This is a genomic window from Vibrio sp. Vb1554 (assembly GCF_033344235.1).
The window spans coordinates 228,115-250,233 of record NZ_JAWPOJ010000004.1 but is presented as its reverse complement, the minus strand read 5'-3'; the positions used below and the strand labels follow the sequence as shown (position 1 = coordinate 250,233).

Annotated in this window: 21 protein-coding genes and 1 pseudogene; 10 read left to right on the top strand and 12 right to left on the bottom strand. The window is 43.8% G+C overall.

The window, feature by feature from the left end:
* Together R8N28_RS05995 and R8N28_RS05990 are read right to left on the bottom strand one after the other, a co-directional pair.
* Positions 1-575: pseudogene (locus R8N28_RS05995) on the bottom strand (DNA polymerase V subunit UmuC); the annotation flags it as partial.
* Complete coding sequence (locus R8N28_RS05990; RefSeq protein WP_213964216.1) at positions 575-982, bottom strand: LexA family protein; 408 nt, start codon at positions 980-982, stop codon at positions 575-577. The pseudogene R8N28_RS05995 and the gene R8N28_RS05990, both read right to left, overlap by 1 nt.
* A 145-nt stretch (positions 983-1,127) precedes the next feature.
* Here R8N28_RS05990 and R8N28_RS05985 point away from each other — a divergent pair, with 145 nt between their 5' ends.
* A complete protein-coding gene (locus R8N28_RS05985; protein ID WP_318183335.1) occupies positions 1,128-1,625 on the top strand; it encodes a hypothetical protein in 498 nt (165 codons plus the stop codon).
* 204 nt (positions 1,626-1,829) lie between these two features.
* Here R8N28_RS05985 and R8N28_RS05980 read toward each other — a convergent pair whose 3' ends face one another.
* The 6 genes from R8N28_RS05980 to R8N28_RS05955 form a co-directional block, all read right to left on the bottom strand.
* Positions 1,830-3,041, bottom strand: coding sequence for an IS256 family transposase (locus tag R8N28_RS05980; RefSeq protein ID WP_318183334.1), 1,212 nt, complete (start codon positions 3,039-3,041; stop codon positions 1,830-1,832).
* 79 nt (positions 3,042-3,120) lie between these two features.
* Positions 3,121-4,005, bottom strand: coding sequence for a hypothetical protein (locus R8N28_RS05975; RefSeq protein WP_318183333.1), 885 nt, complete (start codon positions 4,003-4,005; stop codon positions 3,121-3,123).
* A 404-nt stretch (positions 4,006-4,409) separates the two neighbouring features.
* Complete coding sequence (locus R8N28_RS05970) at positions 4,410-6,068, bottom strand: relaxase/mobilization nuclease domain-containing protein (protein ID WP_318183332.1); 1,659 nt, start codon at positions 6,066-6,068, stop codon at positions 4,410-4,412.
* A gap of 116 nt (positions 6,069-6,184) precedes the next feature.
* Positions 6,185-6,958, bottom strand: a complete 774-nt coding sequence (locus R8N28_RS05965) for a plasmid mobilization protein (RefSeq protein ID WP_318183331.1) — start codon at positions 6,956-6,958, stop codon at positions 6,185-6,187.
* 729 nt (positions 6,959-7,687) lie between these two features.
* Positions 7,688-9,391 (bottom strand): FAD-dependent oxidoreductase, encoded by a 1,704-nt coding sequence (locus tag R8N28_RS05960; RefSeq protein WP_318183330.1) that lies wholly within the window; start codon positions 9,389-9,391, stop codon positions 7,688-7,690.
* Positions 9,392-9,458: 67 nt separating this feature from the next.
* A complete protein-coding gene (locus tag R8N28_RS05955) occupies positions 9,459-9,587 on the bottom strand; it encodes a pyridine nucleotide-disulfide oxidoreductase (RefSeq protein ID WP_143693460.1) in 129 nt (42 codons plus the stop codon).
* Between the two features lie 151 nt (positions 9,588-9,738).
* Between R8N28_RS05955 and R8N28_RS05950 the strand changes: the two genes are divergently transcribed.
* Genes R8N28_RS05950 through R8N28_RS05940 form a run of 3 tightly spaced genes read left to right on the top strand, consistent with a single transcriptional unit; the run spans position 9,739 to position 10,903 of the window.
* The gene (locus tag R8N28_RS05950; protein WP_005376206.1) at positions 9,739-10,029 is read left to right on the top strand and encodes an ArsR/SmtB family transcription factor; all 291 of its coding nucleotides are present in this window, start codon (positions 9,739-9,741) and stop codon (positions 10,027-10,029) included.
* 5 nt (positions 10,030-10,034) lie between these two features.
* The gene (locus R8N28_RS05945; RefSeq protein WP_254901900.1) at positions 10,035-10,448 is read left to right on the top strand and encodes a YeeE/YedE family protein; all 414 of its coding nucleotides are present in this window, start codon (positions 10,035-10,037) and stop codon (positions 10,446-10,448) included.
* A gap of 14 nt (positions 10,449-10,462) precedes the next feature.
* Positions 10,463-10,903: a YeeE/YedE family protein gene (locus tag R8N28_RS05940; RefSeq protein WP_262635258.1), complete on the top strand. Its 441-nt coding sequence runs from the start codon at positions 10,463-10,465 to the stop codon at positions 10,901-10,903.
* Positions 10,904-10,956: 53 nt separating this feature from the next.
* Here the strand turns inward: R8N28_RS05940 and R8N28_RS05935 are convergent, their stop codons facing one another.
* Complete coding sequence (locus tag R8N28_RS05935; RefSeq protein ID WP_053307705.1) at positions 10,957-11,820, bottom strand: endonuclease/exonuclease/phosphatase family protein; 864 nt, start codon at positions 11,818-11,820, stop codon at positions 10,957-10,959.
* Between the two features lie 309 nt (positions 11,821-12,129).
* On the opposite strand from R8N28_RS05935, the gene nrdD reads away from it, so the two are divergent.
* Both nrdD and nrdG read left to right on the top strand, forming a co-directional pair.
* A complete protein-coding gene (gene nrdD, locus R8N28_RS05930) occupies positions 12,130-14,250 on the top strand; it encodes an anaerobic ribonucleoside-triphosphate reductase (RefSeq protein ID WP_065275322.1) in 2,121 nt (706 codons plus the stop codon).
* Between the two features lie 83 nt (positions 14,251-14,333).
* Positions 14,334-14,804: an anaerobic ribonucleoside-triphosphate reductase-activating protein gene (nrdG, locus tag R8N28_RS05925; RefSeq protein ID WP_005376213.1), complete on the top strand. Its 471-nt coding sequence runs from the start codon at positions 14,334-14,336 to the stop codon at positions 14,802-14,804.
* Positions 14,805-14,888: 84 nt separating this feature from the next.
* On the opposite strand, the gene R8N28_RS05920 is transcribed toward nrdG, so the two are convergent.
* Positions 14,889-16,274 (bottom strand): MATE family efflux transporter, encoded by a 1,386-nt coding sequence (locus R8N28_RS05920; RefSeq protein WP_065275321.1) that lies wholly within the window; start codon positions 16,272-16,274, stop codon positions 14,889-14,891.
* 120 nt (positions 16,275-16,394) lie between these two features.
* Here R8N28_RS05920 and R8N28_RS05915 point away from each other — a divergent pair, with 120 nt between their 5' ends.
* The 3 genes from R8N28_RS05915 (at position 16,395) to R8N28_RS05905 (ending at position 19,290) form a co-directional block, all read left to right on the top strand.
* Positions 16,395-17,252 carry an AraC family transcriptional regulator gene (locus tag R8N28_RS05915; protein WP_025767758.1) on the top strand — a complete coding sequence of 286 codons (858 nt, stop codon included), beginning with the start codon at positions 16,395-16,397 and terminating at the stop codon, positions 17,250-17,252.
* 155 nt (positions 17,253-17,407) lie between these two features.
* Positions 17,408-18,595, top strand: coding sequence for an aromatic amino acid transaminase (locus tag R8N28_RS05910; protein ID WP_047101084.1), 1,188 nt, complete (start codon positions 17,408-17,410; stop codon positions 18,593-18,595).
* 11 nt (positions 18,596-18,606) lie between these two features.
* On the top strand, positions 18,607-19,290 hold the full coding sequence (locus R8N28_RS05905) for an ATP-dependent zinc protease (RefSeq protein WP_064354793.1): 684 nt from the start codon (positions 18,607-18,609) through the stop codon (positions 19,288-19,290).
* 129 nt (positions 19,291-19,419) lie between these two features.
* On the opposite strand, the gene R8N28_RS05900 is transcribed toward R8N28_RS05905, so the two are convergent.
* Both R8N28_RS05900 and R8N28_RS05895 read right to left on the bottom strand, forming a co-directional pair.
* Positions 19,420-19,956, bottom strand: a complete 537-nt coding sequence (locus R8N28_RS05900; protein ID WP_017634623.1) for a hypothetical protein — start codon at positions 19,954-19,956, stop codon at positions 19,420-19,422.
* Positions 19,957-20,110: 154 nt separating this feature from the next.
* Positions 20,111-20,485 carry a YgiW/YdeI family stress tolerance OB fold protein gene (locus tag R8N28_RS05895; protein WP_005376220.1) on the bottom strand — a complete coding sequence of 125 codons (375 nt, stop codon included), beginning with the start codon at positions 20,483-20,485 and terminating at the stop codon, positions 20,111-20,113.
* Between the two features lie 155 nt (positions 20,486-20,640).
* Here R8N28_RS05895 and R8N28_RS05890 point away from each other — a divergent pair, with 155 nt between their 5' ends.
* On the top strand, positions 20,641-22,092 hold the full coding sequence (locus R8N28_RS05890; RefSeq protein ID WP_047101159.1) for a cobyric acid synthase: 1,452 nt from the start codon (positions 20,641-20,643) through the stop codon (positions 22,090-22,092).
* Positions 22,093-22,119 lie beyond the last annotated feature (27 nt).

The window sequence follows — 22,119 nt, the reverse complement described above, 5'->3', positions numbered from 1 at the left end:
TGTATTTTTTTACCTATGCCCCAGATGTCACCTGCACCGAGCTTCGACAGTATGGTTCTGCGCTCTTGCTCGCTATCGAGTACACAAACTCCGCCATACCGTAGTGTTTTCTTGGCCGCATGGTTAGCCAATTTAGCCAGTGTAAGAGTAGAGCCGAAGCCGACACAAACGGGTAAGCGGCATTCACGCCACACCGCTCGTCTCAACTTCATTCCATGCGTTTTTAAGCATGGAATGGCAGGGTAACAACGCTCAAATGATAGGAAAGATTCATCGATACTGTAGATGTGTTGTTCTGGAGCGAATCGACCAATTACTTGCATCATTTTGGATGAGAGGTCGGCGTACAACTCGTAATTGGATGATAAGGCAATGACTCCTTTCTGTTCACAAAGCGCTTTAACTTGAAAGAATGGTTTGAACTTCTCTATACCTACCTCTTTTGCTTGCCGATTTGCTGCTACCACACACCCGTCGTTGTTGGAAAGAACGACGACAGGCTTACCGCGCCAGTCGGGACGGAAAACTTGTTCAGCGCTACAATAAAATGAGTTCGCATCGACTAAGGCATACATTACTTTGTTCTCAGCAGGTGACTTGGTCTATGACAACGTATGGATCTGATGACCACACCTTCTAACGAGAAGGAATCACAGTCGGTGATCAGGGTTGGTTGATACTTATCGTTTGCTGAGAGAAGTAGCTTGCGATGGATGTCAATCTGCTTACATATAAACTCACCATTAAGGTTCGCGACGATAACGTCGTTCTGTTTGACATCCACATGTCGATCAACGATGAGCAAATCTTGATCAAATATGCCAAGCCCTTGCATGGAGTCACCACATGCCTGACCAATGAAGGTTGCACTGGGGTGCTCAACTAGAAGCTCATCAAGATCGAGAGATAGTTGAGTGTACTCGGTCGCAGGCGATTCAAATCCTGTGATGCCAGCATGTGCGCTAATAGGGATAACTTTCATAAACAATACTGTATAAATAAACAGTATTATTGTGATGTGGAAAAGTCATTTTGGCAAGTAAGTGTGAACTATCTGCACAAGGTTTAAGCAAATTTAATTTGGCGATTTGAAGGTTTGTTTCTATGTTTCTGAAAGTAGAAACTTTATGAGGACGAACGTTGTGGTGAACTTAGATCAAAGGCGACTTATGGTGATTAAGAACCTGCTCAATGAGCTTGAGTTTTATACTGATGAGGTGGTTGAGGAGGGGAGTCGAAGTGGGCTACGTGTAGAAATAAACGGTTGGCACCTTTATCCCGTGTTTCAGTTCGATGAAAACATGCAATTACACGAGCAGCTCAAGAGACGCCTTGATGATTTGAGAACAGGCCGAGATGATGTTGATGTACTTTACTGGTTGTTTGCTGAGAAAACCGTTCTGATGACCAAGGCGGTTGCGCCTTACTATTTGGTAGAGAAAGCTTTGGGCAGTGGTGATCTAAAAGCTTATGATGCACTAGTTTCGGCAGAAGTTAGTCAGAGTGAGCACCTGGCAGCTCGTCCAGTTGATCTGCTTGGTAGAGACGAATTCGACGTATTTGTTGACGATTGGAAGCTTGGAGACTATCGAATGATTCCTAGGAAAGAGGTTAAGGGCGTTTAGGGTTGGTGAAGTTAAAACGGAAACGTTAAAGAACGCCTTTACAAATGACGAATGTGATGATGCCCGCATGCAGGCGCTTTCCGCTCTGACAGAATTGGAGATTAACAATTAACGAGAGGGCCGCTGGCTCTCTCGTTTGTTTTAAATTTAAATTGATGCCGCCGTTGGCGAAGGAGGCTGTAACAGATTCTGTGTATCTGCCATTTAGTTAACGTGTTTTTCTAGACGTTCCTCGAACTCGATAATAAACCGACTCATAGCTTGACGCCAGTTTTGAATGGGCATTGTCCATTTCTTGCTGGCGTCTTTGAGCGCGAGATACACCATCTTGGTTGCAGCCTCGTCGTTTGGGAAGATCTTACGCTTTTTGAGTGCCTTACGTATTACGCTGTTTAGAGACTCAATCGCATTAGTGGTGTAAATGGCCCGACGAATATCTTCAGGATAGTTAAATAGCGTGTTGAGGTTCTGCCAGTGATTGCGCCAGGACTTAGAGATTTGCGGATACTGGCTATCCCAGACTTCACCAAAGCGCTCCAATTCAAGTAGAGCCTCATCTTCGGTAGCTGAGCGATACACTCGCTTCAGGTCGGCTGTGACCGCCTTGTAGTCCTTCCAGGACACATACTTTAATGAGTTCCGCACCATATGGACGATGCAAAGCTGAATATGTGTTTGGGGGAAGACGGTGTTGATCGCATCGGGAAAGCCCTTCAAGCCATCGACACACGCAATAAGGATATCTTCAACGCCACGTTGATTGAGTTCAGTTAAAACGCTCAGCCAAAACTTGGCACCCTCGTTTTCGGCGATCCACATTCCCATTAGTTCTTTCTGGCCGTCAGTGTTAATACCCAAAGCAAGGAAGATAGACTTATTGATAATGCGTTTGTCTTGGCGGGTTTTAACCACGATGCAGTCAAGGTAAACGATAGGATAGATGGCATCAAGCGGCCTAGATTGCCATTCCACGATTTCCTCCATCACCGCATTTGTAACACGCGAAACTAGGCTGGGTGAAACCTCTGCTCCGTACCACTCGTCGAAAGCGTTCACGATGTCACGTGTGCTCATACCCTGTGCATAGAGCCACAAGATTTTGTCATCCATGGAGGTAAATCGTGTTTGATGTTTTTTAACGAGCTTGGGGTCAAACGAACCAAGGCGATCCCGTGGAGTATCAAGTTCAAACTCTCCATCTTCGGTTTTTACACGCTTGGTACTCTTTCCATTACGGCTATTATTAGATTTCGAAGGTTTATGTTTTTCATAGCCAAGATGCTCTTCCATTTCAGCGTTGAGTGCTGCCTCAACAGTGATTTTTTTGAGCATCTGGCTGAATTCAGTTAAATCATCGGGAGTTTTTATTCCCTTTGCAGCTTCTTTAGCAAAAGCTTCAAGTGCTTTCTTATCCATGTGCCTATCCTTAGCCATTACGGCTTTAAGTTTAGACAGTTACACAGAATTTAAGACAGTCTCTGGCGAAGGGGCGAGTTTATTTCTTTCTGCCTTCTTTGACTGTTCTTCCACATGCAATCTCATATGCAATGCGGGAGTTTGAAACAGTGTTTGTAGTTGCCGATGTTGGCAGTGCGTCCAGATTGGCTTCATCGCAGTTTGTGAATCGTGCCGCTCTGTCCTGATCAAGTTCTGCTTGCTTTTCTTCTTTTGTCTTACTTGCGTCTTTCCTGATCCTGCGATTGTTGATGTTGTACTTGCTATCAACAGACTCAGCGATTTCATCATCCTGATATTTTTCAACATTGAAGCTCTTCGATGCATAGCCCATATTTGCAAGAATTGATTCAAGACGAGCAACAGCTTGTTGGATATCTTGTGCTTCATCTGCTCGTAGTTCCGCGATGCCTAGCTCCTCAACTTCACCTATCCACTCGCAGAGTTCATGGATCGGCTGGGCGCTGTTGTAAATCATGCAACCGTCCTTGTGCTCGAACTTCTCTCTGCGTTTATCTAGAGTCTTTGCTGAGATTTGATTTTGAAGGATGGCATACTGAAGGATTGGCTTCATCTCTTCGAAGTAACGAGGTTTCAGGTGCATGTTCATCCCATACAGCTCAGGATCGTAATATTCTGTTGCGTATAGCTGCACAACCTCCTTTCTGCTCACTGGCATTTTTGTTAGCTGATGCAGTGGAATGGTGATGATAGGCTTGCTGAGAATAACCTCATCGCCCCTTTTAATTAGTGCGCGGATGTGAAGACTAACCGCCTTGTCTTTTACTGTTGCCAGCTCATCAAGATCTTCGATATCTGGAAAGACCTTGCTGTATGAAATGGAGTGTTCGCTATTTTCAGATTCAATTTCAGATGGGGTTTTTAGTTTATTTCGCAGTGCGATTGCTTGTTCTTCGATAGTCATTTTAAATGCCTTTATTATTATTTTTATTGGCTTGAATATATGATTACATTAACTCATATCAAGGTCAATAATATTTGTGAGTAATTGAAAAATTAATTTTATGTATTACGTAATTCGTCTCGAAATTCTTTTGTTAGGTTTGTCGGTTTCAATAAATACTGAATCAGTAACCGATTGATTTACTAAGATAATTAATTTGTTATGTTATTTAAGCTTTATATTTTAAGATGTTTTAATGTGTATTTCTCATATTAATTGTCAGCTAGGTGTAGGAAGGATATATATACCACTAAATATAATTGACGCAAGTTACAAATGTCATGCTGGTCAATATTACTTCACTTTAAATCAATGAGTTATGATGGATTGATTGCAAAAGCAAAGCCACCCGCAGGTGGCTGGAGTTAGAGGGAGAGGCTTGAATTCATGTCATAGTTTTTGGTGAGGGCCTCGATGTCACCGCCATCAATACGGCTCAGTATCTTTTCCAAATCGTCCTCATGGAGTATCTGAGGCTGCGCATTGTGCTTAAGCTTGAAATCATCCTGCTTCTGATAGTCGCCCGCATGCGTTTCAATTTCCACTCCAACAATGCCGAACATTTGAAGAATCCTTTCTATGAATTTGATGAGCATTTCGGCCATGCGCTGATTAACCAGAGCATTGAATTCGCCCTTAGTCATCTTTTTGTTGCTCGACCATTGCTGGTTGTACTCGAACTTATGCCAGCGGCGCTTGGTTGCTTTTACGCGAATGACGAATGCGCGAAGCTTGGGATTGAACCTCATGAAGTCTTTCTCGCCAGACTGATTAAATAGCCTCTTATAGACAGGCAGGCTGACCGCATTAATAGCTGCTTTGACCTTGGCTTCATCTTTGAGCTTGTAGCGGCACACCACGTTGCAGTAGGCGTTATCCTCGATGGGCTGATTGAAGCCTAGCTGAACGTCTGGGTCAGGACTTATGCCAAACTTCCTCGCACCTTCTTTAATGTTCATCTGGCGAACCATGGACGCCTCTTTATCGTTAAGAGCAAAACATCCTGTTTCTAGCAGTGAACTAAACTTGTAGACGCCGCCGTGGCCGATCTTGCTACCTGGAATGTATTTGGCAGTGTTAGTGCCATTCTTGGCAGTGTTAGTGCCATCCTTGCCACTGTTGTCGCCATTATTGGCAGTTAGGCTCTTTTTCACGTTCCTAGAAAGTCGGAAGCTAATGCCTGCGGGGTGTTTGTCGCCAAGCTTCTTGTAGCTGAGGCTTGATGCGACTCCAGCGAGCTCTAGCTGCTCTAAAAACTCAAGCAGGGTGGGCTGATAGTCAAGAACTTCATTTTGCTTAATGACGCTGCTAATAGCCCTTGCAATCCTTGCTTTTTGACTGGTTTGCCTAGCGGCTTTGGATTTGCTAATTTTGCATTTATCGGTGTAGTTTTCTGTAACATCTTGGTCAAGGCGCTCGCCTGGATTTGGTACTGCTTCGAGTCCGAACCATCTTTCGTACTTTCTCATTAGCTCTGTGGCTTTCTTCTGATCTTGCCAATGGTTTAGTATTTTTTTGGTTACGGCATCCGTGCCGCTAAATACTAAGTGTATGTGCTCCTTGGTTGTATCGCGGTGTATGAAGATTATGTACTTAGCGCCTTGAAGTCCCAGTTCTTTAACGTAGTCCCTTGCCAGCCTTAGCCATTGCTTTCGAGTCATTGTCTCGCCTTCTCGGAGGCTAATCATCTCGTGAATCGGATCTTTTATTAAGCCTTTCATACTTTTTACTGAGCCAATCTCCTTACCGATATGCGACCAGTCCATTTGATGGTGCGGCAAAAAGGGGGTCATTAAAGTTGGGAGGGGGGAAGCGATGTTGCCGCAAGTTAGGAATTCGGTTTTAGAGCAAAGCGGGTCATGGTCGTTGTGGTCTTTTGTTTTGCCAGCGACGTAGTTTGCTCTGTTTAGCCCGTCGAGCTGATCAAAGTCTTTAGTGGTGCCAGCGATGTAGTTAGCGCGGTCTTCGCCTTTCTGGGTTGCGCCATTTTCCTTGGGCACATTTTTGAATCTTACTCTAATCATTGTGAGTTACCTTTATTATTATTTTTGGTGGTAAATGGAGTAGGAAAGGCAAACTCGACTTGCTTTTGATTTGCTTGCAAATCAAGTTTGCTTTAGTTGTAGTAGCTTACGGTTTTTTATTGAATTGATAGCTCGTCATTTAGTGCTTTGTTGTCAGCGAGCTCCTGGAGCTGCTCTGCGCTAAGGAACTGATTTGCGATAACGATAGCTGTCTGTTCATCGAACTCTCCAATTCGCTGCTGACGGTGTGCTGTGACTACATTTTGAATGTCTTGCAGAAAGTTGAAGATGTTCATCACTTCTTCGTTATTTAGCTTCTCTTGCATTAACGAGTACTGAAGAAGACTGACGACCTCACCCATGGTGTCTGAAATGAACTGTTCAGAAGCGGTATTGGGCAGACTTGTCTCTTCTACTCTAAGTTGCGGAGTTAAATTGAAGCAGATCTGCCTTAAGTAGTCGCTTATATGCTTGTAGCCGAGGCGCTTTGCTTTTTCTCTCAAGAGCTTCTGCTCAGCTTGGGTCACATTCGCAGTAATCTTTTTTGTCTGCTTCTGTTCTTCGCTTTTTGCAGGTCGACCACGCTTGGAGCGTTTTTTAATGGCGATTTCTATTAGTTGTATGCGTTCGATCTTTTCTGTATTACTCATTTCTTCACTTTGAAAAGTGTCAGTTCGCATTTGTTCAAGTTCTTTTTTGCTGAGTCGAGCTATAAGCTCTTCGAAAGTTAGTTTAATCATTTTTGTAACCTTTATTATTATTATTTTTGGTAGGGCTTTTAGCGCAGAACCGTAAGGTTCGAGCACCACAGGCGTAGCCGAGGACGCCTCGCAGAGCAAGCAACTGGGATTTTCGAGGAACGAGAAAATATCAGTACTGGCTTGTTGCATGATATTTATTGAGTGCGATGATCTTATTGTTAAGTATCGTCCCGCACTCAATGAGTATGATGTGTATTTTAGATTTTAAAGAGCGTTTGGGATGTATATTTATGACTATGTATATATGTTAAGGTTATTATTGTCACTAATCAACTGACATATATATTATTATCTGGTAGAGATTATAAATTTCCTATTTGATGTTGGTTACACACAAATATCTTCCATTAAATGTGGGCAATTAACAAAATGGAATATGCTTATGTTAGAAATCTCATTCATAAAAATGGTTGTTTGCGGGGTTTAACTTAATACAAAGTAAATTAATTTAGTCAAGTCACAAAGATGCGCTAACAAATGTTAGCTCAAGGGTTGAGGAGCAATATGTAGAGTTAGAGTGGGGTATTTTAATGGCAGAAAGAAACGCAAGAGTTCATTTTTTCCGTCGTTGGCGAATGCTTCGAGTTTGCATTGTGGTGTTGCTTAGCTCACAGAACAACGATGTCAGATATGGCTAGCTTTTAGCCTATAACTAGTATGCCTAGCCTAGTGACTATGCAGATAGCTTTGAAACTCACCAACATTTCGCCCATTATGCCGTTTAAAATCTAGGCTCAAATATCCATTTGCTACACCATTTTCTTGGAGATTTGTGCATTAAGAGACTGACTGATTCTTACAACCAAAAAAAGGAGCACATAGAGTGCTCCAAAGGAAAAGGGCAGTGTTTGGATTACCTTACGCGGTGGCGAACTTGTAAGTGCGATAGCCGCCAATTAGGTTACGGGCCTTGAAGCCGTTATTAACGAGCTGACGGTATGCTACGTTACCGCGTAACCCAACTTGACAATAGATAACAATCTCCTTGTCTTTTGGTAATTCGTCCATACGGTGACGCAATTGGTCTACAGGGATGTTGATCGCATCTTTGATAAAGCCAACATTTTCAAGCTCGCCAGGGTTACGCACATCAAGCAGGACTTGCTCGTCTGTCAGTGAATCCATTTCATCAAAGTGAATCGAAGTGGCGTCACCCTTAATGATGTTATTGGCCACAAAGGCTGCTTGGTTGATCACATCTTTAGCACTGCCATACGGCGGCGCGTAAGTGAGCTCAAGGTGTTGAAGCTGCTCGACAGTCATGCCTGCACGCTGTGCAACCGCCATTACATCAATTCGTTTATCGACACCATCTTTACCCACTGCTTGCGCACCAAAGATTTTGCCTGTTTTTGGATCGAACAACATCTTGAATGAGACAATCTCAGCACCTGGGTAGTAACTCGCATGGCTTGCGGTATGAACGTAGACCTTTTCATACTCAACACCATCACGTTTAAGTTGTTTCTCGTTTTTGCCCGTTGAAGCAACCGCGAGGTCAAATATCTTACAGATAGCAGTGCCTTGTGTACCTTGATAGGTTTCACTGCGTCCGAGCATGTTGTCGGCTGCCATACGACCTTGACGGTTTGCTGGGCCAGCAAGTGGAACGAGAGTTTGTGCACCTGTAACAAAGTCTTTTTCTTCGACTGCATCACCCACAGCGTAGATGCTAGGATCGCTGGTCTGCATCATTTCATTGGTGTAGATACCACCCAGCTCACCAATTTGAAGTCCTGCTTCTTTTGCTAACCTAGTCTCAGGGCGCACACCGATAGCCATGATTAAGATATCAGTGGTTAACGACTCACCATTGTTGAGAGTCAGGTTGAGCTCACCTTCAATATGCTGGTGTTCTTCGTCTTCACCTGAGCCAAAGCTGGCGATATGTTCATTGGGAATGTACTCGACAGCTTGAAGCGCTACGCCCAGTTTCAAATCAATGCCTTTTTGACGAATTTCAGCGTGAGCAAAGCCCGCCATTTCACGGTCGACAGGTGTCATCACCTGATCTGCCATCTCAATCAGCGTAGTTTTAATTCCCAACTGATGGAAAGCTTCCATCATTTCAAGGCCGATAAATCCACCACCAACTACCGTTGCGTGTTCAGGCTTATTCATCTGGATCGTTTGAATGATTCGATCCATATCTGGAATGTTGCGCAGCGAATGCGTCAGCGGGTTATCAATGCCAGGGATTGGCGGTACGATAGGGCCTGCACCTGGGCTAAGGAGTAAGAAGTCGTAGCTTTCAGTATACTCGCTATTATCCAATAGGTTCTTAACAGTAACCTGCTTGTTGTGTCGATCAATTGATGTGACTTCGTTCATAACACGAACATCAACGTTAAATCGAGCTAAGAAGCTTTCTGGAGTTTGCAAGAGGAGCTTACTTCTATCCTTAATGTCGCCACCTATGTGGTATGGCAAGCCGCAATTGGCGAACGAGACGAAACTTCCTCTTTCGAACATGATGATTTCTGCATCTTCACTCAAACGACGAGCACGTGCTGCGGCTGATGCTCCACCAGCAACGCCACCAACAATAAGAATCTTTGTCATTACCTAACTCCAAATTTAATCGAAAGTACTTAATAAACCACTCTCTGTAAAAAGAGTGGTTTATTATTTACTTTTCTAATGACACAAATGGGCCGCGTTCAAACATAATGATTTCTGCGTCTTCACTAAGACGACGAGCGCGAGCTGCTGCAGATGCACCGCCAGCAACCCCACCAATAATCACGATTTTGCTCATGGATTTCTCCTGCTGAATGATCGAAAACGCCTACACCTTACTTAAATAAATTAGCTGAGTCTAATGTTATTTAATCTACATTAGCATTGACTTAATAATATTAATTAGTAATATCTAATAAAATGTAATGTAGTAATGAAGAGGCATAAGAATGGGCGACAGTATGCTACAAAGTGCGACCGAAGCGAGTGAGCTGCTTAAAATTATGGCTCATCCAGAGCGCCTAATCGTGATGTGTAAGCTGATTGAAGGTGAGAAAGGGGTCGGTGAACTGTTTGAAGGTTCATCATTAAGCCAATCTGCTTTTTCACAACATCTCACCGTATTGAGAAAGCACGACATCATTAAAGCTAGGAAGGTTTCTCAGCAGGTATTTTATTCAATTTCTGATGAAAGAGTTGGTCCGCTGGTTGAAGCGTTTAAGCAAGTTTTCTGTAAGTAATTAGTTTGGCGGATGCTATGTTTGAAGTTCCTTGGATGTCGCTTTTGGGCGGCATAATAGTTGGCGTATCAGCGATAACACTGATGCTATTTACTGGCAAGACTGCTGGGATCAGTGGGATCTTAAACGGTGCCGTTGAGAGCGCAGACCGCGTTTGGCGAATTGTTTTTTTAATTGCGATGGTATTAGGTGGCTTGTTTGCTGTTTATGTTCTTGGCGGGCATGTACCAGATCAGTACAGCGGTTCTCTTATTTTAGTTATCGTTGCTGGCTTGTTAGTCGGTGTTGGTACGCGTATCGGCAATGGTTGTACTAGTGGCCATGGCATTTGTGGAATAGGGCGTTTCTCAATCCGTTCTGTGGTCGCGACGTGTACTTTTATGGCCACAGCCATGTTAACCGTCTTGCTAGTATCGTGAGGAATAGTGTCGTTATGAAAACTCACGTAATGAAAAGTATTAAGCAAATGTCCGTTGTTGCATTTTCTGGTGTGCTCTTTGGTATTGGTATGGTGGTCTCTGGTATGGCTGAACCGGCAAAAGTGATTGGCTTTCTCGATATTACTGGGGCATGGGATCCAAGCTTAGCCTTCGTAATGGGCGGAGCACTTGCGGTGTTCGTTCCAGCTTATCTTTTATTAATAAAGCCAAGAAGCGAATCTGTGTTTGGTGATGAGATTTTATGCCCAACTTCTAAAGCGATAGACAAAAAGTTAGTCGGTGGTGCTGTACTGTTTGGTATTGGTTGGGGCTTACTGGGTGTGTGTCCTGGTCCTGCGGTTGCCAGCCTTATTACTGGCAACACACAAGTTCTGCTCTTTATAGCGGCAATGTTGGTTGGGTCATTCACCGCTAAAAGAATGGTTCGTGGCTAAAGAGTTCTTCAACGCAAAAAAGAGTATCTCAACGTTAACAGAGAACTTAAACGCTAAAAAGTGAGTGTCGTAGAAACCGGGCAATGGTCACTCAGTTTATAGTCGAGTACATCTTGTGTTTTGAAAACGGTTTGAACACCAGACGACGCCTTTAAATCACCACTCGCAATGATGTGGTCTATCACCGAGCGGAATTGGTGGGTTTTATTCGGATTACGATTAGAGCGCACTTTACATTCTGCTTTAGTGTCTTTAGTCACTAGCTTTGCACTAGTATTGTCCGATATCACGTCCCACAACCAATCTCCTTGATAACCCAAGTTGTGGTTAAAGTCGCCAAGCACGACATAATGTTGTTTGTTGTCCTCGCGCGCCTTTATCCACTTAGCTAGTGCCTGTCCTTGTTGTTTCACTATCTTACAATCGCGGTTATTACGATACGCGCCACTGCAACCCGCTTTCAGATGTACAGAGAGTAGGTGAGTCTCGTTTTCTTGGTTTGGATTTAAAACAAGGTAGCTCGCGAAGCGCAGCTTGATGTTGCCTCGTGTGATAGAGAAGTCTGGCTTGTCTAATACGCTTACGCCATTGCGCACGGCAAAGCCTGTGTATTGGTTGGTGTCGTTAAACTGAAGGTGTCGGTTGGAGGCGTTTGAACGATCGGAAAGATAAATAGTGAAGTCATTGCCAACGGCTTTTTGGATGGCAGCAGCACTTTCGACTTCTTGAAAAGCAAGAATGTCGGCTTGTGTTTTATCCACATAGTGGGTCAGTTTTTCAAAATCTTGTGGTGTTCTCGACACTTTTCCACCATCTATAGATAACCATTCTATGTTCCAACTGGTTAGATTGATGGAGTTTTGAGCAAATGAAAGAGAACTAAAAAGTAATATTAACGTAACAAAAAGTGATCGCATTTTGGCCTGTTGAACTCCTATCTTTTAGCGTATTCCTTTCCATCCTTTATCCTACAAGACCTCCAAAAATAGCAAGTAGATTTAGTACCAATTTTGCAATTTTCATGGTTTTCTTCGCAACTGAGATCAACGCCAATAAGATCGATTTCTTCTTGTTCGCTAGCCAATCTTTATTGATCAAAATCAATGTTTTCGAGTGGTGCTTCTCGTTAAATACGCCACAATATATTGTGTTGCTAGAATAAAAAATAACCCCATATAGTGTGTTTGTGGATAACTCTGTGAGTATGCTCGGGTAAGGAGAACAAGGTGAAACCAATCGTAATCAAACGCGACGGATCAAGAGCTCCGTTCAACAGGGATCGTATCCAAGCAGCAGTTGAAGCAGCAGCGGAAAACAAAGATAAAGATGTCGCTATTTATGCTCTTAATGTGGCTCTTGCTGTCGAGTTACAGTTAAGAGAACACGATGAAGTTCACATCCATGAGATTCAAGACTTAGTCGAAAATGAACTCATGCAAGGTCCTTACAAAGCCCTAGCGCGTTCTTACATTGAATATCGCCACGATCGCGACATCGCTCGTGAGAAGCAAAGTGCACTAACTCGCGAAATCGAAGGTTTGATTGAAGAAAGTAATCTGGATCTAATCAACGAGAACGCGAACAAAGACGGCAAAGTAATTCCGACTCAACGTGACTTGTTGGCTGGTATCGTAGCGAAACACTACGCGAAGACGCACATTCTTCCTCGCGATGTGGTTCAAGCGCACGAAGTGGGTGACATTCACTACCACGATTTAGACTACGCACCGTTCTTCCCAATGTTTAACTGTATGCTTATCGATCTTAAAGGCATGCTGACGCATGGTTTTAAAATGGGTAACGCTGAGATTGATACGCCAAAATCAATTTCGACTGCAACAGCGGTAACAGCACAAATCATTGCTCAAGTCGCGAGCCACATTTACGGCGGTACAACCATCAACCGTATTGATGAGGTTCTAGAACCGTACGTAATCACAAGCTACGAGAAACACCTAGAGATTGCAAAAGAGTGGAACATTGCTGAGCCAGAAGAGTTCGCAAAAGCGCGCACTGAGAAAGAGTGTTACGACGCATTTCAATCTCTAGAATACGAAGTAAACACGCTGCATACAGCGAACGGTCAAACCCCATTCGTTACGTTCGGTTTTGGTCTTGGTACAAGCTGGGCATCCCGCCTGATCCAGAAATCGATTCTGAAGAACCGTATTGCAGGTCTAGGCAAGAACCGTAAAACAGCGGTATTCCCTAAACTTGTATTCGGCATCAAAGATGGTTTGAACCACAAATCAGAAGATCCAAACTACGACATCAAGCAACTTGCGCTTGAGTGTGCGTCTAAGCGTATGTACCCAGACATTCTTAACTACGACAAAGTAGTGGAAGTAACCGGTTCATTCAAAACGCCAATGGGTTGCCGTAGCTTCCTTGGTACTTACGAAGAAAACGGTGAGCTGATTCACGAAGGTCGTAACAACCTTGGCGTCGTGAGCTTGAACCTTCCTCGTATCGCTATCCGTGCAAACGGAAGCGAAGAGAAATTCTACGAGCTTCTAAATGACCGCCTACGTCTTGCTCGTAAAGCACTAGAGACACGTATCTCTCGCCTTGAAAACGTGAAAGCACGCGTGGCCCCAATCCTATACATGGAAGGCGCATGTGGTGTTCGCTTGAAAGCAGACGACTCAATCGCAGATATCTTCAAGAACGGTCGTGCGTCTATTTCTCTTGGTTACATCGGTGTACATGAGACAATTAACGCGCTATTCGGTACAGAAGCGCACGTTTATGATGACGCTGTTTTGCGTGAAAAAGCGGTCGCGATCATCAAGCATCTAAAAGATGCTGCGAATCAATGGGCTGACGAAACAGGTTATGGCTTCAGCTTATATGCAACGCCAAGTGAAAACCTATGTAGCCGTTTCTGCCGCATCGATGCGAAAGAGTTCGGCGTAATTGAAGGCGTAACAGACAAAGGTTACTACACCAACAGCTTCCACCTAGATGTTGAGAAGAAGGTGAACCCATACGACAAGATCGACTTTGAGATGCCTTACCCAGAAATCTCAAGCGGCGGCTTTATCTGTTACGGCGAGTTCCCGAACATGCAACGTAACGTTGAAGCACTAGAAAACGTATGGGATTACAGTTACACCCGAGTGCCTTACTACGGAACTAACACGCCAATTGATGAGTGTTACGAGTGTGGTTACAACGGTGAGTTTGACTGTACAAGTAAAGGCTTCACTTGCCCAAGCTGTGGCAACCATGATTCAACCAAAGTGTCAGTAACACGTCGAGTTTGTGGCTATCTAGGCAGCCCAGATGCACGCCCGTTTAACTTCGGTAAGCAAGAAGAAGTGAAGCGTCGAGTTAAGCACCTGTAAGGTTTACTTAAGCTCAAACCCAATAATGAAAATCAACTTTAAACAGGTTGATTTTCTCTTTCTCGATAACACAGAGACGCATTATGAATTACCACCAATACTATCCAATTGACGTTGTTAACGGACCGGGTACACGCTGCACGCTGTTTGTGTCGGGTTGTGTGCATCAGTGCCGTGGCTGTTATAACCAGTCGACGCAACGTTTGGATTCTGGTGTACTTTTCACGCAAGAAGCGGAAGACAAAATCATCGCTGACTTAAACGACACGCGTATCAAACGCCGTGGCTTGTCGTTGTCGGGTGGAGATCCGCTTCACCCTGCTAATGTGCCTCATATTTTGAAGATAGTGAAAAGGGTGAGAGAGGAGTGCCCAGGTAAAGACATTTGGGTTTGGACTGGCTACACGCTGACGGAACTGAATGACGCGCAAAGGGAAGTGGTGCAATACATCGATGTTTTGATTGATGGTAAGTTTGAACAAGACAAGAAAGACCTCAATCTCGAATGGCGTGGCAGTTCAAACCAAATCATTCATCGCTTTACGGACATCTAATCAAGCATTCTCCGCACATAAAAAGGGCTCACGCGTGCATAACGGGTGAGCCCTTTTGGTGTGAGTTCGTTAATGTCTTTTTGGTTACGCTGTCACCGATTGGTCATCTTCAACCATATTATTTATCCAACGTTTAGATTGAATACGGTAAGTCGTCAGTACGCCTTTCACTAACTCTTCCACGAGCAGAGACATCAAGACAAAATGCAAAGGCAGCCCTAACACCATGCCTGTGTAATAAGTAAGGGGGACACCAATAGCCCACTGACCGAACGTGTCGATGAAAATGCTATAGCGAATATCAGCGCCACTCTTTAGTACGCCGCCAATCCCAACCATGTTAAACACCCTCAAAATCATACCTAGCGCCATGACTAAACATACGTTAAGTGCCATGTCTGCATCGGTTAACGGGCTCAGTACCAATAGGTGATGAATCATGGGCGAGCTCAACCACACTAGGAAAAACAGCAAGGTGGCTAAGATTGCGCTGGTTAACACATACCACCACGCCGTTTTCTCGACTCGGTCATAATGTTTTGCACCAATATCATTCCCAAGAAGAACGGATGCAGCGACCGCAAATCCCATAAAGGTTGAAATCAGTACCCCTTCAATCGGTGATAAGAATGAGATGATCGCCAGTTCTGAAACGCCCAATTGACCATAGATGATGCTGTAAACGATCAATCCACCAGTCCAAAGCGCATCGTGGACCAACATGGGTAAAGAAACCTTAAAGTACTTTTTTCGATACTGTTTTAAGCGGCCTTGTACCCAATCGAACTTAGTCGGAATTAGGTAAGCATATCGTTTGTAGAAAAAATAAATCAAGACGGCGGTTTGGAAAAATCGAGAAACAAAACTACCTACGGCTGCACCAAATACGCCCCATTGAGGGAAACCAAATAAACCAAAAATCAAAACATAATTAAGCGCGACGTTAACGACAATGGCGGAGATACTAACGTTGGTTGCCAGTTTGGTTTGGCCCACGGAGCGCAATACCGCTTCAATCGGTACTACTATCGCCGTAGCAATGAGGCTAAAGCCCGTAACCACAAGATAATCACTTGCATAAGTGACGTATTCAGGATCGTCTGACATAAAAGAGACGATCTCTTCATCAAAAATCGCATAAAGAACGATAAACGGCAGCGTCACCAAAATGGAAATAAACCAAGATTGCGCCAAAGTTCTGCGAATTCCGGCTAGGTTTCCTGAGCCGTAGTATTGAGAAGCAAGTACGGTAACTGCACCGCACAGGCCAAAGACAACCGCTAGGTTGAAGAAAAAGATACGATTTCCAACTCCAACTGCTGCCGTTGCAGATTCTCCGAGTAGGCTTACCATGAAAATATCCACGACACCGAGCAAAGCAAAAAGCATGGACTGAAGTGAAACAGGTAGGCCAATCGTAATCAGCTTTTGCCAAAATGCTTTATCGATGTATTCGCGTGTTAAGAGCATCGCATTTCTCCTTAAAGATTAATGCGAGTAGTTTATCCTCATGATTTGGCGGTGTATTTTTCAAAGGAATCCAAAACCTTTGTAAAACTCTCTACTAACGCACATGTGAGCCAATAAATCATGGAAGATAAACAAGAACGCTACGCGATTTCAGAAAAAACTTATCAAGAGTTTATTGATCACAGTCGAGTATTAGCACTTGAGGAGAGAGGCATTGTGCAGTGCGGCATTGCCACTTGTCGTGACTTCTTCTCTGTTTATCGTAAAAACCAAAAGAAACACATGCTGCTCTATACGGTGCGTGGTAAAGGGTGGCTAGAGAGTGGGACTTATCGATACGATTTGGAACCGGGCTCGTTGATTACAGTACCCGCAGGTGTTGAAAACGGTTTTGGTATAGAAGAAGAACCTTGGCAGATCGCGTGGCTTTTTCTTGCTCCTGATAGAGAGTGGCCGATATTAGAATGCGATGTTCGCTACCAGCTTTCATCTACACCTGAAGTGATGTATGCATGTATCCAAACGTTACTACGCAGCATTAACCTTCCAATCGATTATGGTGGTGCGGTAGGTGAGCATAGTGTGGCTCAGTTAGAGCTGATGTTAAACATGCCGCCCTCAGAGTCGATATCACGCAGCCAATTGAGGCTTCGGCGTGTATTTGACCTTGTCCAACGTCAGCTCCATAAGGATTGGAGCGTTGAGCAGGTGGCGGCTCTATATCCATGTTCGGAGCCTCATTTGCATCGACTGACTCAAAAGCAGTTTGGTCGAAGCCCAATGGCACATTTAACGCGTATGCGCATGGAATATGCTGCTAGGTTACTTCGTTCAACAGAATGGCCAATTCAGCATATTGGAGAAATAGTCGGATATCCGACCAGCGCTAACTTTAGTACACGTTTTAAAGCGTGGTCGACCATGACACCAAGAGAGTTTAGAAAAAACGGTAGAGTGGATTGGTACAACGAGGAGTGAATCGTTCTTTTTCTGAACGATAGAGCGCACAAAACTCACCGCAATCCAGAATTTTGTTCTCTAATTGATGAAATAAGTGAAAAATCATTTCGTCATTTTTTGCGATGGTGTTAACGTGAGGTTCGGTACTTGAATTTCAAAGGGTTATGACTTTCATGTTTTCTAATCTCCCAACTCCCGTATTAGATCCTATTTTATCTCTATCCGTTGCATACCGTAACGATGAACGTCCAAACAAGGTTGACCTTGGCATTGGCGTATACAAAAACAGCGCAGGCGAAACGCCGATTATGAAAGCCATTCAAATGGCGCAGGATGTCGTTGTTGAAACTCAAAAAACCAAGTCTTATGTTGGTCTTGCAGGTTGCGAAGAATTTAATAAAAGCATGATCGATTTGCTACTGACGGGAACGTCTGCAATGGATCGTGTTGCAGCAATTCAAACGCCAGGTGCAAGTGGTGCGCTGCGTATGCTCGGTGATCTAATGAAGATCGCACAGCCAGATACGACGGTTTGGATTTCCAACCCAAGCTACGTAAACCACAAGCCAGTGATGGAAGCAGCAGGCCTTAAAGTTAAGTTCTACCACTATTTCTCTTCGGAAACGAAACAAGTAGACACCGAAAAAATGATGGATGATCTTGCGAAAGCTGGGCCTTCAGATGTGGTACTTCTTCATGGTTGTTGCCACAACCCAACTGGTGCGGATATTGACTTCTCTGCTTGGCAAGCCATTACAGAATTGTCGCAGAAGAACGGTTTCATCCCATTTGTGGACATTGCTTACCAAGGCTTCGGTGATGGCCTAGAAGAAGACGCAAAAGGCCTTCGTTTTATGGCAGATAACGTTGAAGAGATGTTGATTACTACTTCATGTTCGAAGAACTTTGGTCTGTACCGTGAACGAACTGGTGCAGCGATTGTGGTTGGTAAGAACATGCATGATGTAACCAATGCAAAAGGTAAACTCCTCACTCTAGCTCGCTCGACTTACACGATGCCACCCGACCATGGTGCAGCTTTAGTTAAGACCATTCTGCAAGATGACAATCTCACTTCCGTTTGGAAGCAAGAATTGAGTGAAATGCAACATCGTTTGGTTAGCCTTCGTCAAAGTTTGTGTAACGAGTTGAGAAACAACCATAATACAGATCAATTTGATTTCATTGAGGGTCACAAAGGCATGTTTACTGTGCTAGGCTTTAGTGGAAACCAAATGGCGCAACTGCGTGAAGATTATGGCATTTATGGTGTTGGCGATGGTCGAATTAACATTGCCGGACTTACCGAAACTCATATTCCATACGTAGCGGACGCAATTAAGAAAGTATCTCAAGCTTAATTGGAGTGTGGATGAAAAACTGGAAACTGATTCTGCCGCTTATGATGAGCGGCAGTTTAATTGCTTGTACGTCAACTCAAACGACGCAGGAACCTGTTGAGCCAGAGTCGCCAAAGGTCGAAGCGCCCGTTAAAGTCGAGCCAGAAGTGAAACCTGATGTAGATCCAAAGCCAGAGGTGGAGCCCAAACCAGAAGCGAAACCTGAGAAAAAGCCGGAACCAAAGCCTAAGAAGCCAGTCAAGGTCACAAAAACACCCGATGGCATGTTAATTCTTGGTTCTGAAGAATGGGTTTATGTTCCTGAAATTGACCAGACTTTCAAGGCTAGAGTCGATACAGGTGCGACAACATCATCAATTAGTGCGACTGACATTGTTCCGTTTGAGCGTGATGGTAAAGACTGGGTTAAATTTAAGATAGATTTAGGTGACAAAGACACCAAAGAATTTAAAGTACCCGTTGAGCGCTGGGCTAAAGTTAAGCAGTCTTCGTCAGAAGAGGTGGATAAACGAGCGGTGGTAAAAGCCTACATTACCGTTGGGGATCACAAAGAAAAGACAGAGTTTACGTTAGCGGATCGCGGACATATGACGTTTCCAATTTTGCTTGGTCGAAGCTTTTTTAGAGATATCGCCGTTGTAGATGTATCGAAAAAATATGTGCAAGATAAACCTAAAAAAACCGCTAAAAACTGATGTATTACAGCTAGTTTCTGCTACAAGCTAATAATTCGTGATTAACAAAAAATGGCCTCCAAAATTGGAGGCCATTTTTATTGAATCATATGCTTGCTTGTGATGCCCTGGTAGTCATAGTCATGTCCACTAAAATGCAAAACGAGCAGACATTACAATTTGCTGGCCATAGACACCATTATTTTTGAAATCTGCACCAAGCGATAGTTGCTGAGTTGAGTGGAATCGTGCGCCCAGATTGTAAATGGTGTTCGAATCGTCATTATCTATGATTTGGCCGATACGGCCATGTAGCTCAACATTTTGCATAAACCAAATACGAGTACCAATATTCACTTCCGTGCGCCACTCGTCGCCCACTTTATCACTGCCGTTCTCTTTAATGTTGTGTACCAACATTTGGCCATAAATATCTGCAAATTGGCCTGCTGGCCCATTAAAGCCTATACCACCAGCAATGTCCCAGTCTCCGCTGAATTCACTGTCTGCGCGAGCAATGAAATGGGTATTCTCTGTAAAGTAGGTATTGAACTCGCCACCAAATGTACCAGGGCTAGTGCCCATGCGAAATTCCATCGTGTTGTAGTTGAAATTATTTGCATGTGCGGAAAGTGGCAAAATAGCACACAAACCAAAGGCTGCAACCTTTAGAGCTTTACCTAGCATGGTGTCTCCGGGCAAGATGATTAAAATGAACAAAAAAATGGTCTGCAAAAAGCAGACCAAGATTGATAAAGCTATCATTTTAAGTGCTTGCCGTCACTATTTAGCTGTAATCGTCACTACATCATGTTGATATGCACAGCAATCGGGGTTTGTTTTACATGACCACGAGTTGTTCGACTTCAATCTCTGGTTTGTTCCCGCCTTCAAATTCGCCAAACAGACGGACTTTAGTCGTGTGATCAATCGGAGTATTTAGCTGAATATCGTCATCGAGTTCGACCATCACTTCACCGGAACCATCGCTAAAGACAAACTTATCCGCGCGAACTTGACGCAATAAGTTACCTTCAACGACCACATCTTTTTCAGTAAACATATTGGAGTCGTTTAGCAAGGCATCCAATTTTTCCACAGTGACAGGACCGTTAAACTGCAAGTTTGATTGGTTTTGAGCGTTATCTTTCGCGAATGCGATAGAAGGAGCAATAGCTAAGGCGGCGATTGTTGCGATAATTGTATTCTTTTTCATGTTACATCCTCATCGGTTTGTTTTGATGGGGTCATTAAAGCAGGGCTTGTTTGAACCAATGATGATTTCAACATTCATATTCTATTCATTTGCTTGAGTAAGTGGGGACGATGACGTTATGATTATTCATCTTCCTCTATTCCTTACAAATGTTCATGAAATCAGCGATCCCATCTTTAATGGTTCAAGGCACCACTTCGGATGCCGGAAAAAGTGTCCTTGTGGCAGGTTTATGCCGTGTATTAGCACGAAAAGGGATAAATGTTGCCCCATTTAAGCCACAAAACATGGCACTAAATAGTGCGGTAACCAAAGATGGCGGTGAAATAGGTCGAGCACAGGCCGTTCAGGCACAGGCGTGTAATATTGAGCCAACTGTACATATGAATCCGGTTTTAATTAAACCTAACAGTGATACAGGTGCTCAGATCATTTTGCAGGGTAAGGCGATTTCCAATATGGATGCGGCTGGCTTTCATGATTACAAGAAAGTGGCGATGGACACGGTGTTAGATTCCTTCTCTCGTCTGACTCAAGAATTTGATTCGATCATTATCGAGGGCGCGGGGAGTCCTGCTGAAATCAATTTACGAGAAGGCGATATTGCAAACATGGGTTTTGCTGAGGCCGCTGATGTACCAGTGATCATTGTCGCTGATATTGATCGTGGTGGAGTGTTTGCACATTTGTACGGAACACTTGCGTTACTTTCTGAATCTGAACAAGCGCGAGTAAAAGGATTTGTTATCAACCGTTTTCGAGGTGATATTCGTTTATTGCAATCGGGCCTCGATTGGCTCGAAGAAAAAACAGGTAAACCTGTACTTGGTGTACTTCCTTTTCTTCATGGTTTGAATTTAGAAGCAGAAGACGCGATCACTGCACAGCAAGAGTTGCACTCTGAGGTAAAACTGAATGTTGTTGTGCCTGTTTTAACCCGGATTAGTAATCATACTGATTTTGATGTGCTGCGATTGAATCCAGACATCAATCTACGTTATGTAGGTAAAGGCGAAAAAATAGATAAAGCCGACCTGGTTATTTTGCCTGGGACCAAATCAGTGAGAGACGATCTGGAGTATCTAAGAAGCCAAGGGTGGGATAACGATATATTACGTCATATTCGTCTTGGTGGAAAAGTGATTGGTATCTGTGGCGGCTACCAGATGCTTGGAAACTTGATTGATGATCCAAACGGCGTCGAAGGCCAACCAGGTCAAAGCGAAGGACTTGGCTTGCTTGATATCACTACGACGCTAACTAACAGCAAACAGCTTACAAACACACAAGCACAGCTTTCTCTTAACGGCAAAACAGCCAATGTAAAGGGTTATGAAATCCACGTAGGGCGAAGTGAAGTACGGGGCCTGCAACCTCTTACATTCAGTTCCGGTGAAGCGGAAGGGGCGATCAGCGAGTGTGGCCAAATCATGGGAACCTACCTTCACGGGTTCTTTGACGAGGCAGATGTCTTAAGCCTGGTATCAGAATGGGTAAACGGCACCCAAATCAAACAACAAGACTTTGAAGAGTTAAAGGAGCAAGGCATTAATCGCATCGCAGATGCGATAGAACAACATATGCGCCTTGATTTTTTGTTTAAATAGCACATTAACTGATTGAACTTTATATTC

What these genes read in the sequence shown, in the direction of transcription:
- R8N28_RS05905 (WP_064354793.1), top strand. Translation starts at nt 18,607, where the DNA reads ATGAAAAACTGGAAACTGATTCTGCCGCTTATGATGAGCGGCAGTTTA.
- R8N28_RS05960 (WP_318183330.1), bottom strand. Translation starts at nt 9,391, where the DNA reads ATGACAAAGATTCTTATTGTTGGTGGCGTTGCTGGTGGAGCATCAGCC.
- R8N28_RS05975 (WP_318183333.1), bottom strand. Translation starts at nt 4,005, where the DNA reads ATGACTATCGAAGAACAAGCAATCGCACTGCGAAATAAACTAAAAACC.
- R8N28_RS05940 (WP_262635258.1), top strand. Translation starts at nt 10,463, where the DNA reads ATGAAAACTCACGTAATGAAAAGTATTAAGCAAATGTCCGTTGTTGCA.
- R8N28_RS05970 (WP_318183332.1), bottom strand. Translation starts at nt 6,068, where the DNA reads ATGATTAGAGTAAGATTCAAAAATGTGCCCAAGGAAAATGGCGCAACC.
- R8N28_RS05990 (WP_213964216.1), bottom strand. Translation starts at nt 982, where the DNA reads ATGAAAGTTATCCCTATTAGCGCACATGCTGGCATCACAGGATTTGAA.
- R8N28_RS05985 (WP_318183335.1), top strand. Translation starts at nt 1,128, where the DNA reads ATGAGGACGAACGTTGTGGTGAACTTAGATCAAAGGCGACTTATGGTG.
- R8N28_RS05895 (WP_005376220.1), bottom strand. Translation starts at nt 20,485, where the DNA reads ATGAAAAAGAATACAATTATCGCAACAATCGCCGCCTTAGCTATTGCT.
- R8N28_RS05950 (WP_005376206.1), top strand. Translation starts at nt 9,739, where the DNA reads ATGGGCGACAGTATGCTACAAAGTGCGACCGAAGCGAGTGAGCTGCTT.
- R8N28_RS05955 (WP_143693460.1), bottom strand. Translation starts at nt 9,587, where the DNA reads ATGAGCAAAATCGTGATTATTGGTGGGGTTGCTGGCGGTGCATCTGCA.
- R8N28_RS05980 (WP_318183334.1), bottom strand. Translation starts at nt 3,041, where the DNA reads ATGGATAAGAAAGCACTTGAAGCTTTTGCTAAAGAAGCTGCAAAGGGA.
- R8N28_RS05890 (WP_047101159.1), top strand. Translation starts at nt 20,641, where the DNA reads ATGAAATCAGCGATCCCATCTTTAATGGTTCAAGGCACCACTTCGGAT.
- R8N28_RS05935 (WP_053307705.1), bottom strand. Translation starts at nt 11,820, where the DNA reads ATGCGATCACTTTTTGTTACGTTAATATTACTTTTTAGTTCTCTTTCA.
- R8N28_RS05920 (WP_065275321.1), bottom strand. Translation starts at nt 16,274, where the DNA reads ATGCTCTTAACACGCGAATACATCGATAAAGCATTTTGGCAAAAGCTG.
- R8N28_RS05910 (WP_047101084.1), top strand. Translation starts at nt 17,408, where the DNA reads ATGTTTTCTAATCTCCCAACTCCCGTATTAGATCCTATTTTATCTCTA.
- nrdG (WP_005376213.1), top strand. Translation starts at nt 14,334, where the DNA reads ATGAATTACCACCAATACTATCCAATTGACGTTGTTAACGGACCGGGT.
- R8N28_RS05900 (WP_017634623.1), bottom strand. Translation starts at nt 19,956, where the DNA reads ATGCTAGGTAAAGCTCTAAAGGTTGCAGCCTTTGGTTTGTGTGCTATT.
- R8N28_RS05915 (WP_025767758.1), top strand. Translation starts at nt 16,395, where the DNA reads ATGGAAGATAAACAAGAACGCTACGCGATTTCAGAAAAAACTTATCAA.
- R8N28_RS05965 (WP_318183331.1), bottom strand. Translation starts at nt 6,958, where the DNA reads ATGCAACAAGCCAGTACTGATATTTTCTCGTTCCTCGAAAATCCCAGT.